General features: G+C 56.1%; 12 protein-coding genes. 5 read left to right on the top strand and 7 right to left on the bottom strand.

What is annotated here, in order from left to right; translation table 11 throughout:
* Window positions 1–105 precede the first annotated feature (105 nt).
* From glnS to chiQ, 3 genes are all read left to right on the top strand, one after another.
* Window positions 106–1,773 carry a glutamine--tRNA ligase gene (gene glnS, locus MXM41_RS10430; protein WP_325931796.1) on the top strand — a complete coding sequence of 556 codons (1,668 nt, stop codon included), beginning with the start codon at window positions 106–108 and terminating at the stop codon, window positions 1,771–1,773.
* Window positions 1,774–2,209: 436 nt separating this feature from the next.
* Entirely contained in the window at window positions 2,210–3,610 is a 1,401-nt protein-coding gene (gene chiP / locus MXM41_RS10425; protein ID WP_325931794.1) for a chitoporin ChiP, read from the top strand.
* A gap of 46 nt (window positions 3,611–3,656) precedes the next feature.
* Complete coding sequence (gene chiQ, locus MXM41_RS10420; protein WP_418936780.1) at window positions 3,657–3,986, top strand: ChiQ/YbfN family lipoprotein; 330 nt, start codon at window positions 3,657–3,659, stop codon at window positions 3,984–3,986.
* Window positions 3,987–4,135: 149 nt separating this feature from the next.
* Here chiQ and fur read toward each other — a convergent pair whose 3' ends face one another.
* From fur to ybfF, 4 genes are all read right to left on the bottom strand, one after another.
* Entirely contained in the window at window positions 4,136–4,582 is a 447-nt protein-coding gene (fur, locus tag MXM41_RS10415; RefSeq protein ID WP_165729719.1) for a ferric iron uptake transcriptional regulator, read from the bottom strand.
* 291 nt (window positions 4,583–4,873) lie between these two features.
* Window positions 4,874–5,404 (bottom strand): flavodoxin FldA, encoded by a 531-nt coding sequence (gene fldA / locus MXM41_RS10410; RefSeq protein ID WP_039029310.1) that lies wholly within the window; start codon window positions 5,402–5,404, stop codon window positions 4,874–4,876.
* 155 nt (window positions 5,405–5,559) lie between these two features.
* Window positions 5,560–5,847, bottom strand: coding sequence for a LexA regulated protein (gene ybfE / locus MXM41_RS10405; RefSeq protein WP_325931783.1), 288 nt, complete (start codon window positions 5,845–5,847; stop codon window positions 5,560–5,562).
* Between the two features lie 128 nt (window positions 5,848–5,975).
* Entirely contained in the window at window positions 5,976–6,749 is a 774-nt protein-coding gene (gene ybfF, locus MXM41_RS10400; protein WP_325931781.1) for an esterase, read from the bottom strand.
* A 183-nt stretch (window positions 6,750–6,932) separates the two neighbouring features.
* Here ybfF and seqA point away from each other — a divergent pair, with 183 nt between their 5' ends.
* Together seqA and pgm are read left to right on the top strand one after the other, a co-directional pair.
* Complete coding sequence (gene seqA, locus MXM41_RS10395) at window positions 6,933–7,475, top strand: replication initiation negative regulator SeqA (protein ID WP_325931779.1); 543 nt, start codon at window positions 6,933–6,935, stop codon at window positions 7,473–7,475.
* Window positions 7,476–7,499: 24 nt separating this feature from the next.
* Window positions 7,500–9,140 carry a phosphoglucomutase (alpha-D-glucose-1,6-bisphosphate-dependent) gene (pgm, locus tag MXM41_RS10390; RefSeq protein WP_250588534.1) on the top strand — a complete coding sequence of 547 codons (1,641 nt, stop codon included), beginning with the start codon at window positions 7,500–7,502 and terminating at the stop codon, window positions 9,138–9,140.
* A 91-nt stretch (window positions 9,141–9,231) separates the two neighbouring features.
* Here pgm and kdpE read toward each other — a convergent pair whose 3' ends face one another.
* From kdpE to kdpC, 3 genes are read right to left on the bottom strand one after another with little or no spacing between them, the layout of a single operon-like run.
* Entirely contained in the window at window positions 9,232–9,909 is a 678-nt protein-coding gene (gene kdpE, locus MXM41_RS10385; protein WP_325931773.1) for a two-component system response regulator KdpE, read from the bottom strand.
* Complete coding sequence (gene kdpD, locus MXM41_RS10380) at window positions 9,906–12,581, bottom strand: two-component system sensor histidine kinase KdpD (RefSeq protein WP_325931771.1); 2,676 nt, start codon at window positions 12,579–12,581, stop codon at window positions 9,906–9,908. The genes kdpE and kdpD overlap by 4 nt, the downstream gene beginning before the upstream one ends.
* Window positions 12,582–13,157: a potassium-transporting ATPase subunit KdpC gene (gene kdpC / locus MXM41_RS10375; RefSeq protein WP_325931769.1), complete on the bottom strand. Its 576-nt coding sequence runs from the start codon at window positions 13,155–13,157 to the stop codon at window positions 12,582–12,584.
* Between the last annotated feature and the right edge of the window lie 2 nt (window positions 13,158–13,159).

The following is a 13,159-nucleotide window of genomic DNA, read 5'->3' as shown; positions in this document are numbered from 1 at the left end:
TAATTCTCTTCTGAGACCTTTTTTTGCGTAACTAAAGGTTGTCACTACGCCCGGCTTATAAGATCATATGCCGTTATACGTCGTTTACGCTTTGAGGAATCCACGATGAGTGAGGCTGAAGCCCGCCCAAGCAACTTTATTCGTCAGATCATTGATGAAGATCTGGCCACTGGTAAGCACACCACAGTTCATACCCGTTTTCCGCCGGAGCCGAACGGCTACCTGCATATTGGTCACGCGAAATCGATCTGCCTGAACTTCGGCATCGCGCAGGACTACCAGGGGCAATGTAACCTGCGTTTTGATGACACCAACCCGGTGAAAGAAGATATCGAATACGTAGAGTCCATCAAGAACGACGTGCAATGGTTGGGCTTCAACTGGTCTGGCGACATCTGCTACTCCTCTGACTATTTTGACCAGCTGTATGCTTACGCCGTGGAGCTGATCAACAAGGGGCTGGCCTACGTTGACGAGCTTTCCGCCGACGAAATCCGCGAATACCGCGGCACCCTGACCGCGCCGGGCAAAAACAGCCCGTACCGCGATCGCAGCGTGGACGAGAACCTGGCGCTGTTTGAAAAAATGCGTGCCGGCGGCTTCGAAGAGGGTAAAGCCTGCCTGCGTGCCAAAATCGATATGGCGTCGCCGTTTATCGTTATGCGTGACCCGGTGCTGTACCGCATTAAGTTCGCCGATCACCATCAGACCGGCAGCAAGTGGTGCATCTACCCGATGTACGACTTCACCCACTGCATCAGCGATGCGCTGGAAGGTATTACGCACTCCTTATGTACGCTGGAGTTCCAGGACAACCGTCGTCTGTACGACTGGGTGCTGGATAACATCTCTATTCCGGTGCATCCGCGTCAGTACGAGTTCTCTCGTCTGAATCTGGAATACACCGTCATGTCCAAGCGTAAGCTGAACCTGCTGGTTACCGATAAGCACGTTGAAGGCTGGGATGACCCGCGTATGCCGACCATCTCCGGTCTGCGTCGCCGTGGCTATACCGCCGCGTCTATCCGTGAATTCTGCAAACGCATCGGCGTAACCAAGCAGGACAACACCATTGAGATGGCGTCCCTGGAATCCTGTATTCGCGAAGATCTGAACGACAATGCGCCGCGCGCGATGGCCGTTATCGATCCGGTGAAGCTGGTTATCGAAAACTACCCGCAGGGCGAAAGCGAGCTGGTGACCATGCCTAACCATCCGAGCAAACCGGAGATGGGCAGCCGTGACGTGCCGTTCAGCGCCGAAATCTGGATCGATCGTGCCGACTTCCGCGAAGAAGCTAACAAGCAGTACAAACGTCTGGTGCTGGGTAAAGAAGTGCGTCTGCGTAATGCCTACGTGATCAAAGCTGAGCGCGTCGAAAAAGACGCTGAAGGCACCATCACCACTATCTTCTGCAGCTACGATGCCGAAACCCTGAGCAAAGATCCTGCCGATGGTCGCAAGGTGAAGGGCGTGATCCACTGGGTAAGCGCGGCACATGCGCTGCCGGTTGAAATCCGCCTCTACGATCGTCTGTTCAGCGTGCCAAACCCGGGCGCGGCGGAGGACTTCCTTGAGGTCATCAACCCGGAGTCGCTGGTCGTCAAGCAGGGCTTTGCTGAACCATCTCTGAAAGCGGCCGTTGCCGGTAACGCTTATCAGTTTGAGCGCGAAGGCTACTTCTGCCTCGACAGCCGCTATGCCACTGCGGATAAGCTGGTCTTTAACCGTACCGTCGGTCTGCGTGATACCTGGGCGAAAGTCGGTGAATAACTGATATTTACGTCTGATAAACGCCGCGTATCGCGGCGTTTTTTTTGCATAGCAATCAAGCTATTAAGTATTTTGCGTTCGCGATGCGAATTAATTCCATTTCTTAAAACTATTCGCTTTCTCTTTCCTTACGCAAATTCACATGAATAGCGTCCGCATTCACGCTTTAAAGCGTGGCTATTAAAAATAACCAACTAATTCCGCACATTATTTTAATTAAATATTCTCCTCTCTTTACTTTGTTACAAATAGCAATCAAATATGTGCGCTTTGTCATAATCTTGACGTTTGATCGCTGAAAAGCATTGATAATTCGCGTCGCGAAAAATAGTCTACAGACAGGAGATGTAAGCGGGTATTTCCGGTTACCTCCATTTTTTACTTTTTTGTTTTTCGCCGTTTAAGGCGCTTTTAAATACGTCAAAGAGGATTAATTATGCGTGCGTTTAGTGGCAAACGTAGTGCGCTGGCTATTGCCGGTGTCACAGCAATGTCAGGCTGGATGGTTTCTCCGAAAGCCCAGGCCGAAGGTTTCATTGACGATTCAACGCTCACGGGTGGTATCTATTACTGGCAACGTGAGCGTGACCGCAAAGATGTCGAGGCAGACAAATACAAAACGAATCTGGCTCATTCCACCTGGAATGCCAACCTTGATTTCCAGTCAGGCTATGCAGCCGACATGTTTGGCCTTGATTTGGCTGCGTTTACTGCCATCGAAATGGCGGAAAACGGCGACAGCGGCCACCCGAACGAAATTGCATTCTCCTCCAGCAATAAAGCCTATAAAGAGGACTGGTCCGGCGATAAGAGCGGGATCAGCCTGTATAAAGCCGCGGCAAAATTCAAATACGGTCCGGTCTGGGCGCGTGGAGGCTGGCTGCAGCCAACCGGCCAAACGCTGTTAGCGCCGCACTGGAGCTTTATGCCGGGTACCTATCAGGGCGCGGAAGCCGGAGCGAACTTTGACTACGGCGATAGCGGGGCGTTGAGCTTCTCCTATATGTGGACCAACGAGTACAAAGCGCCGTGGCACCTTGAGATGGACAAGTTCTATCAGAATGACAGAAAGACCCGGGTCGATTATCTCCACTCCTTTGGCGCGAAATACGATTTTAAAAATAACCTGATTCTGGAAGCGGCTTTTGGTCAGGCTGAAGGTTTCATCGATCAATACTTTGCCAAAGCCAGCTACAAGTTCGATATCGTGGGCGGTCCCCTCTCCACTACCTACCAGTTCTATGGCACGCGTGATAAAGCCGAAAGCGGCACCGTAAACGATATCTACGACGGCACTGCATGGCTGCAGGCGCTGACGCTGGGCTATAAAGTCGGCCAGGTCGATTTACGCCTGGAAGGTACGTATGTAAAAGCGGAAGGCCAGCAGGGATACTTCCTGCAGCGTATGACCCCAACCTACGCCTCCTCCAACGGTCGTCTCGACGTGTGGTGGGATAACCGCTCCGACTTCAACGCCAACGGCGAAAAAGCGGTCTTCTTCGGTGCGATGTACGACCTCAGCAACTGGAACCTGGCGGGCTGGAGCGTAGGGGCTTCTTATGTTTACGCATGGGATGCAAAACCTGCAGACTGGCTGATCAACGGCGCAGGCCAGCGTGAAGATATCGCGTCTAACAAGATTAAAGAGTCGGCCTACAGCCTGGATGCGAGCTACACCCTGCAGGATGGTCGCGCGAAGGGCACGATGTTCAAACTGCACTTCACGCAGTATGACAACCACTCCGACATTCCAAGTTACGGCGGGGGTTACGGCAACATCTTCCAGGATGAGCGTGACGTGAAGTTTATGGTTATCGCACCGTTCACCATCTTCTGATGACTAACCCGGCGGGGGAGAGCCCCGCCGACCGGAGACCGCTATGCTGAAAAAAATCGTACTGGTCACGCTGCTGGCATCAGGGCTGACCGCCTGCGCACAACCCCAGACGCAGAAAGAAGACACCCGTCTTAAAGAGGCCTACAGCGCATGCATCAACACCGCTGAAGGTTCGCCCGAGAAAATCGAAGCTTGCCAGAGCGTACTGGACGTGCTGCGTCAGGAGAAGGCACATGAACAGTTTGCGACCCAGGAGACCGTCCGGGTGGCGGATTACCAGGCCTGTATCCTGGCGCGTAAAACGGGTAACAATCAGGACGTAACCAAAAACTGCGACAAAATCTGGCAGGAAATCCGTAGCAATAACGGAAAATAATCAGCTGTTTGCCACGCCCGGTGGCGCCGCGCTTACACGAGCCTACAAATGCGCAGGCTTATGCAGGTGAGGCGCCTCCGGGCTTTTTTTGTCTTATTACAGGCAAAAAAAAAGCCAACCGTCAGGTTGGCTCAGAGTAGGCGGATAAATTATTTTGCGTCGTGCGCGTGGTCATCTTCGCGACAGTCGCCCTCGGCACAGTGGCCATACAGGTACAGACTGTGGTTAGTCAGACGAATACCGTGACGCGCGGCAATTTCGCGCTGACGGGATTCGATTGAGTCGTCGCTGAATTCGATCACTTTGCCGCAGTCCAGGCAAATCAGGTGATCGTGGTGATGCTGCTGTGTCAGTTCAAATACGGATTTACCGCCTTCGAAGTTGTGACGCGTAACGATGCCTGCATCGTCGAACTGGTTCAGTACACGGTAAACGGTAGCCAGACCAATCTCTTCGCCCATGTCGATCAGACGCTTGTATAAGTCTTCCGCACTGACATGATGGTTATCCGGCTCCTGAAGCACTTCCAGGATTTTTAACCGAGGAAGCGTGACTTTCAGTCCGGCCTTCTTTAATGCGGTGTTGTTGTCAGTCATGCGGAATCTGTCCTGTTGCTAAACGATTCACTTCTAAAGAAGAAGTGACAGAAAATGCACCTGGGATAATGCGTCTCATTATAGAACTGCCATGACCTAATGAAAACTGCAAGTCTCAAGTAAAGTATGCTTATAAAAACGTGGTACCGCCAACAAACTTGTTACAGGGTGACCCGTTTAATCCTGGATCATTGTACAGGTATGGCAGGAAAAGTTAAAAATTTGTAGCAATTATTTTGATTGATAATACCTATCAATGCGGCGCAACTTAAACGTTGCGCCGCGACATCATCAGGCGTTGAGGATGTCGTCGAGATGCAGCTCTTCGCGAACCTGCTTAACCCATTTATCTACGCGCTCAGCGGTCAGTTCCGGCTGGCGATCCTCATCAATGGCGAGACCCACAAAGTTGTTATCATCGGCCAGGCCTTTAGAGGCTTCGAAATGATAACCGGCGGTTGGCCAGTGACCAACGATGACGGCGCCGCGCGGCTCAATGATGTCGCGAATGGTGCCAAGCGCATCGCAGAAGTACTCTGCGTAGTCTTCCTGATCGCCGCAGCCGAACAGAGCAACCAGCTTGCCATTAAAATCGATCTCTTCCAGCGACGGGAAGAAGTCGTCCCAGTCGCACTGCGCTTCACCGTAGTACCAGGTAGGGATGCCCAGCAGCAGAATATCGTAACCTTCGATATCTTCTTTGCTGCTTTTCGCAATGTCATGCACATCGGCAACGTCTTTACCTAGCTGTTTTTGAATGTTTTTTGCGATATTTTCGGTATTACCCGTGTCGCTGCCGAAAAAAATGCCGATGATTGCCATGAGTAAAATAACCTCTTGAAACTTAATGGTATGGTGGCGCAATTTAGCCACGGATAAGGGCAATCATAGCAGAACAGAGAAGCCTGCGGAAACTGCTATCACCCAGGACTGCACTCTGTGCTACATGAAAGCAACAAGAAGGGGAGTTTTCTGAACTACGGTTTGCCGTGCCATTTTTCGAGCTGCGCAATCAGCATCTCTTCAATAAGCTCACTGCGGCTGATATCACGGGCGTTCGCCAGCGCATTCAGCGCATCGACGGCTTCAGCATTCAGTTTCAGCTCGACGCGTTTAAGCCCGCGGCTTTTATCGCGTTTAAGCTGATTGCGCTTATTAATGCGCAGCTGTTCATCACGCGAGAGCGGATTGGTTTTGGGTCGTCCCGGGCGACGCTCATTCGCGAACAGATCTAATGTCGTGCGGTCCGTGTGTTCTTTGGCCATGATTTTGAGACTTCGGGGGAAACAAGACACCCTGCTAATGCCCGGGCGATAAGCGCGCCATCATACATCACCGAAAACGGCACGCCAACGACTGGAGGCCTGCCAGCGACCAGTCGCTCTCTTTTTAATCAATTTTCAGTGTCAGCAAGGTAACGACGGATAGCGCGCAGCACCGCGTCCGGCTTTTCTGCATGAACCCAGTGTCCGGCACCGGCAATCACATGTGCACGCGCCTCTGGAAATTGCGCCAGCAGCGCATCACGATACGCTTCGGTCACATACGGCGAGTTGCCGCCGGTAATAAACAGCGTCGGATGCGCCCACGGCGGCACCGGCTGCCAGCCGACGATCTGGTCATACTCATCCCACAGCACCGGCACGTTAAAGCGCCACTCGCCGTCGACGAAAGATTTCAGCAGAAACTGCACCACGCCTTCTTCGTCCAGATGTTCACGCATCAGCGCTGCGGCCTGCTGACGGGTGCTGACCCCTGCATCCGTTACGGCGTTGATTGCAGCGAAGATCTCATCATGGCGACGCACGTCGTAATCCACTGGGGCCACGTCAATAACGACGAGACCCGCAATACGCTCCGGCGCAAGCGCCGTCAGCGCCATCACCGCTTTGCCGCCCATGGAGTGGCCAATCAGGATCGCCTTTTCAATATTATGCGCATTCAGCGTATCCAGCAGATCCTGCGCCATATCGGCGTAGGTCATCTGCGGCGAGCGCGGCGACAGGCCGTGGTTGCGCATATCCACCTGCAGCAGCGCGTGGTCGGTTACCAGATCCCGTGCCAGTACGCCAAGGTTATCCAGACTACCAAACAGGCCATGCACCAGGACAATGGGAGAATTATTGTGCGGCGATTGTGCAGATTGCGCTCGGGTATTCAATTTCATGGCAAAGTTCTTTTTTTACGTATGTCAGGTTAGGGTATTATGTTGACCATTCTGCCGTCCGGCTGCAAGGAAACAGTTAATTCTGACTTTTGCCGCCATCCTGGCTTGACGCTATCCGCTGTTGGGTTTTGACCTTATACTCCCAACGACTTGTATTCAGATAAGATATCGCACTGGATTAAGATGAAAACAATCGAAGTTGATGACGAGCTCTATCAGTATATCGCCAGCCAGACGCGGCATATCGGTGAGAGCGCGTCCGACATTTTACGGCGCATGCTCAAAATTGCCGCCGCCTCGCAGTCTGCCGCTCCGGCCCTGAAAGAGACGCGTCAGCCCGTTGCCGTCGCGCAGGAAAAGCCGCTGTCGCCTGTAAAAGATAAAGTGCGTGCGATGCGCGAATTGCTGCTTTCTGACGAATACGCTGAGCAGAAGAAAGCAGTTAACCGCTTTATGCTGGTGCTGACTACACTCTATTCACTGGATAACAACGCGTTTGCCGATGCGACGGAGTCACTGCATGGTCGCACGCGTGTTTACTTCGCGGGTGACGAGCAAACGCTGTTACAGAATGGCAATCAAACTAAGCCCAAGCACCTGCCTGGTACGCCGTACTGGGTGATCACCAATACCAATACCGGACGCAAGCGCAGCATGATCGAACATATCATGCAGTCGATGCAGTTCCCGGCGGAATTGACTGATAAGGTTTGCGGCACTATTTAACCCTTGCATCAGAAGGACCAGGCAATGGCAAATCACAATCGTGCGGGTCAACCTGCACAACAGAGCGATTTGATTAACGTCGCCCAGCTTACCGCGCAGTACTACGTGCTGAAGCCGGAAGTGGGTAACGCAGAACACGCAGTTAAGTTTGGTACATCCGGGCACCGCGGTAGTGCGGTACGGCATAGCTTTAACGAGCCGCATATTCTGGCCATTGCACAGGCCATCGCGGAAGAGCGTGCCAAAAATGGCGTTACCGGTCCATGCTATGTCGGTAAAGATACTCACGCCCTGTCAGAACCCGCTTTTATTTCCGTACTGGAAGTGCTGGCGGCCAACGGTGTGGACGTCGTGATTCAGGAAAATAACGGCTATACGCCGACTCCTGCCGTCTCTAATGCGATTCTGGTGCATAACCAGAAGGGCGGAGCACAGGCTGACGGCATTGTGATCACGCCATCCCACAATCCGCCGGAAGATGGCGGCATCAAATACAACCCACCAAATGGCGGCCCGGCTGACACCAACGTCACCAAAGTGGTGGAAGATCGTGCCAATGCCCTGCTGGCCGACGGCCTGAAAGGCGTGAAGCGTATCTCCCTGGATGAGGCGATGGCCTCCGGCCACGTCAAAGAGCAGGATCTGGTGCAGCCGTTCGTTGAAGGGCTGGCGGACATCGTTGACATGGCGGCGATCCAGAAAGCCGGCCTCAAGCTTGGCGTCGACCCGCTCGGCGGCTCCGGAATTGAATACTGGAAACGCATCGCGGAGCACTACAAGCTTGATCTGACCATCGTTAACGATCACGTCGACCAGACCTTCCGCTTTATGCACCTGGATAAAGACGGCGCGATCCGTATGGACTGCTCCTCCGAGTGCGCGATGGCCGGTCTGCTGGCGCTGCGCGACAAGTTCGATCTCGCCTTTGCCAACGACCCGGATTACGACCGTCACGGTATCGTCACCCCTGCGGGCCTGATGAATCCAAACCATTACCTGGCCGTGGCGATCAACTATCTGTTCCAGCATCGTCCGCAGTGGGGCGCAGAGGTTGCCGTCGGTAAAACCCTGGTCTCCTCCGCGATGATCGACCGGGTGGTTAACGATCTGGGCCGCAAGCTGGTGGAAGTGCCGGTTGGCTTTAAGTGGTTTGTTGACGGTCTCTTTGACGGCAGTTTCGGCTTTGGCGGCGAAGAGAGCGCCGGGGCCTCTTTCCTGCGCTTCAACGGCACGCCGTGGTCCACCGATAAAGACGGCATCATCATGTGCCTGCTGGCGGCGGAGATCACAGCCGTCACCGGTAAGAACCCGCAGGAGCACTACGACGATCTGGCAGCCCGTTTCGGTGCCCCGAGCTACAACCGTCTGCAGGCATCTGCGACCTCCGCACAGAAAGCGGCGCTATCTAAGCTGTCACCAGAAATGGTCAGTGCCAGCACCCTGGCGGGTGATCCAATCACCGCGCGTCTGACGGCGGCACCGGGCAATGGTGCGTCGATTGGCGGTCTGAAGGTGATGACCGAGAACGGCTGGTTCGCGGCGCGTCCATCCGGTACGGAAGATGCGTACAAGATCTACTGTGAAAGCTTCCTCGGCGCGGAACATCGCCAGCAGATTGAAAAAGAAGCGGTAGAGATTGTGAGTGAAGTGCTGAAAAACGCATAAGTGTTTTTCTGGTGCGGGTGTGGCCCTCACTAAAAACGGCAACCTTCGGGTTGCCGTTTTGCTTTTACCTCGCCACCGGGCTTTTTTATGCTCAAAGCATAAACCGATAGCCAATACCGGTTTCGGTTAACAGGTGCTGTGGGCGGGCGGGGTCGGCCTCCAGCTTCTGGCGCAGATGGCCCATATAAATGCGCAGGTAGTGGCTATGCTCCACCGCATTAGGTCCCCATACCTGGCTTAACAGCTGACGCTGGGTGAGTACTTTGCCGTGATTGTTGAGCAGCACCGCCAGCAGGCGAAATTCTATAGGGGTGAGGTGAATTTCTGCCTCTCCCCGTTGAATACGCCGCGCCGCCAGGTCGACGCGAATATCCCCAAAGGTATACACCGGATCGACGGGAGCAATGGTTCCGTGGCGGCGCAGGGCCACGCGCAGACGCGCCTGCAGTTCGCCAATACCAAACGGCTTGCTGAGATAGTCGTCGGCACCCGCGTCGAGCGCAGCAATTTTGTCGGTCTCTTCCAGACGCGCGGAGAGCACAACGATCGGCATCTGGCTCCACTGGCGCACTTCCCGGATAAAGTCGAGGCCATCGCCATCCGGCAAACCTAAATCCAGGATTACCAGATCCGGCTTGCGGGTGGCGGCTTCAATCAGCCCCCGCTGTAGCGTCCCGGCATCGTGTACGCGCAACCCTTCGCCTTCCAGCGCGGCGCGCAGAAAACGGCTGATGGCGAGTTCATCTTCAACAATCAGGACGTTAATCACAAATCCTCTGGAAATTCATTCAGTTCGGGTGGCGTATCGAGCGGCAGTGTAACACAAAAAACGGCTCCTCCTTCGGCGCGATTATGGGCCGTGATGGTGCCGCCGTGTACCCCGACAATCGCCTGGCAGATAGCCAGCCCGAGCCCAACGCCGGGGATCGCGGACTCCTTATTACCGCGGGCGAACTTATCAAAGATAGCCTGTTCCTGCCCGGCCGGAATGCCCGGTCCGCTATCCCAGACTTCCAGCTGCAGCCTGTCGGGAGCGACGCTGGCCCGAATGCCGATTTGCGCTTTGCTGCCCGCGTATTTCCCGGCGTTTTCCAGCAGGTTAATCAGTACCCGCTCAAACAGCGGGCCATCAACGTGGATCAGCGCCAGCGGCGCCGACATCTCCAGCGCGATATGCCGCCCCCCAAGGCCCGGCTCGAGGTTTTTTAACGCGCTGCCAATCACCTCTTCCAGGGTCAGCCACTCTTTTTTCAGATTAAAGCCGCCGGACTGGATCCGCGCCATATCCAGCAGGTTGTTCACCAGTCGGGTGGTATTGAGCACGTGCTGGCGGATCTCGCTGGCCTGGATTGCGTGGCGGGACCCTTCAGCCGCCAGGTCGAGGGTCAGGATCTCCGACTGGCCAAACAGTACCGTCAGCGGCGTGCGCAGGTCATGGGAGAGGGCCGCCAGCAGCGAGTTGCGGATGCTCTCCCGCTCGCTGGCTAAGCGCGCCTGCTCTTCACTGGCAGTCAGTGCCAGCCGCTCCAGAGCGCTTGCCACCAGCAGGGTAAAGGTTTCCAGCAGGCGTTGCTGCTCGGGGATCATCAGTTGGCGGAGGTTGGAGGGTTCCACAATCACTAATCCCTGATTTTTCAACGGCAGGATCTGATAAGGCACACCCGGCAGCGTGTCAGTCCCCGCGCCTGCGGGCTGACCTTTATCAAAACTCCAGCGGGCAATGGCGTCATCCCATGGCGTTATCCCCGAGGCCGGGGTGAGCGGACACAGTTTGCCCTCATGGTCCGGGAGCAGGATCAGGCTGCGGGCGGTAAAGGTGGAGTGAATAAACTGCTGGCTGGTCTGGACGATATCCAGCGGCGTGCGCCCCACCGCCAGCGCCTTTGACATCTCGTACAGATGGCGGGTGCGCTGCTCGCGATAGCGGGCGATCCGCGCCTGGTAGCGCACCCCCGCCGTCAGGTTGCCGATGAGCAGCCCCACCGCAAGCATCACGACGAAGGTGAGGACGTACTGGACATCCGACACCGCCAGGGTGCCGCGCGGGGCGATAAAAAAGAGATCGAAGCTGATGACGTTGATCACCGTCGCCAGCACCGAGGGCCAGCGGCCGTAGAACAGCGCCACGATCACCACTCCCAGCAGGTAGATCATGACCAGGTTGGCGGTATCGAAGTCGGGTAACCACTGTCTGGCAACAAAGGTGATCAGCGCGCAGAGCAGCACAGCCACCAGACAGCCGCGCAGCTGGATCCGCCATTTGTCGCTGAAGGTCCGGTTATCCGGCGTTCTGGCGGGCAGGCCGGCAGGCTTGTCGTCCAGCGCGACGATCAGCAGATCTAGATCGGGCGCGTGCTGCGCCAGCTTGTCGGCAAAGCTCTCCCGGCTGAACCCGCGGCGACGGGCGCGCCTGCCGATAACAATTTTGCCGAGATTATGCTCCCGGGCGTAGCGCAGGATGGCTTTCACTTCCGCCTGTTCGGCCAGGGTGGCGGTTTCGGCACCCAGCTCCTGGGCCAGACGCAGGGCGCCAAGAATAGCGCGGCGCTGGTTCTCCGGCAGACGGTGCAGCTGCGGCGTCTCCACATAGACCGCATGCCAGACGCTGCCAAACCTGGCCGCCAGTCGCGCGGCGGTCCGCACCAGCTTTTCATTACCGCTGCCATGACCGATGCAGAGCAATATCGCATCGCGGGTATGCCACACCTTCTCCTGGCCCTGACGATCGCGCCAGGCCCGCATCTGATCGTCCACCCGGTCGGCAGTGCGGCGCAGAGCCAGCTCGCGCAGGGCGATCAAATTGCCTTTACGGAAAAAGTGCTCGATTGCCCGCTCCGCCTGCCCGGCGATGTAAACTTTGCCTTCGTGCAGGCGCTGACGCAGATCGTCCGGGGGCAGATCCACCAGCACCACGTCGTCCGCCGCATCGAAGAACGGATCCGGAACGGTCTCCCGCACCTGGATGCCGGTGACGCCGCTGACCACATCGTTAAGGCTTTCCAGATGCTGAACGTTAACGGTGGTGAAAACATCAATGCCGGCGTCCAGCAGCTCCTCGACATCCTGCCAGCGTTTAGGGTGACGCGAGCCGGGGGCGTTGCTGTGCGCCAGTTCGTCCATCAGGATCAGCGCCGGGCGGCGGGCGAGGGCGGCGTCAAGATCGAATTCCGTCACCAGCCTTCCACGATGATGGATGCGCCGGGGCAGTTGTGTTGCCAGCCCGGCAAGCAGCGCGGCGGTCTCCTCCCGGCCGTGGGTTTCCACCACGCCGATCAGAATATCGAGCCCCTGGGCGCGCAGACGCTGGGCTTCGCTCAGCATGGCGAAGGTCTTACCGACGCCCGCGCAGGCGCCGAAGAAAATTTTCAGCTTGCCGCGGTGGGGCATGGCGGCCTGCTCCAGCAATTTGTCCGGATCCGGGCGCTGAGGCTCGTCAATCATTTACTCTTTCCTTAGCGCATCCAGCGCCAGATTTAATTCAACAATATTGACTACCGATCCGCCCATCGCGCTGAACAGCGGCTTTTGCGTATGCACGGCCACAAGTTCGCTGAGTTGGGCGGGGGTGAGCTGACGCGCCTGTGCCACCCGCGGGATCTGCCACACGACGGCCTGTGGCGACAGGCTGTAGTCCAGCCCGCTCCCCGAGGTGGTGACCAGTTCAACCGGTACCGCCGGGCTGGCCTGCGGGTTCGCAGCGCGCAGGGCCGCCACGCGTGCGCGAACGGTATTATCCAGCTCAGGATTGCTGCCCGCCAGGTTGCTGCCGCCCGAGGCCATGGGATTATACGGACTCCCGGCCGTCGCGGAAGGACGCCCGTGAAAGTAACCCGCCGCGGTAAAGTTCTGTCCAGTCAGTCGTGAGCCGCGGATCTCCCCCTGCTGGCGGATAAGCGAACCGTTGACCTGGTCGTTAAACCACCACTGACCCAGCGCGGTAGTGAGCAGCGGGTAGAACCCACCGGTTATCAGGGCCAGCAGAATAAACATCAGTATAGCGGGACGTAATATAGCCATTT

Origin of the sequence: Leclercia adecarboxylata (genome assembly GCF_035787115.1) — a bacterium.
GTDB classification, from domain to species: Bacteria; Pseudomonadota; Gammaproteobacteria; order Enterobacterales; family Enterobacteriaceae; genus Enterobacter; species Enterobacter adecarboxylatus_E.
Note: the sequence above shows the minus strand (reverse complement) of the source record. Positions and strands in the feature narration are given on the sequence as shown.

Coding starts and splice junctions, on each gene's coding strand:
- fur (WP_165729719.1), bottom strand. CDS start 4,582: ATGACTGACAACAACACCGCATTAAAGAAGGCCGGACTGAAAGTCACG.
- ybfF (WP_325931781.1), bottom strand. CDS start 6,749: ATGAAATTGAATACCCGAGCGCAATCTGCACAATCGCCGCACAATAAT.
- fldA (WP_039029310.1), bottom strand. CDS start 5,404: ATGGCAATCATCGGCATTTTTTTCGGCAGCGACACGGGTAATACCGAA.
- chiP (WP_325931794.1), top strand. CDS start 2,210: ATGCGTGCGTTTAGTGGCAAACGTAGTGCGCTGGCTATTGCCGGTGTC.
- glnS (WP_325931796.1), top strand. CDS start 106: ATGAGTGAGGCTGAAGCCCGCCCAAGCAACTTTATTCGTCAGATCATT.
- ybfE (WP_325931783.1), bottom strand. CDS start 5,847: ATGGCCAAAGAACACACGGACCGCACGACATTAGATCTGTTCGCGAAT.
- kdpC (WP_325931769.1), bottom strand. CDS start 13,157: ATGGCTATATTACGTCCCGCTATACTGATGTTTATTCTGCTGGCCCTG.
- seqA (WP_325931779.1), top strand. CDS start 6,933: ATGAAAACAATCGAAGTTGATGACGAGCTCTATCAGTATATCGCCAGC.
- kdpD (WP_325931771.1), bottom strand. CDS start 12,581: ATGATTGACGAGCCTCAGCGCCCGGATCCGGACAAATTGCTGGAGCAG.
- pgm (WP_250588534.1), top strand. CDS start 7,500: ATGGCAAATCACAATCGTGCGGGTCAACCTGCACAACAGAGCGATTTG.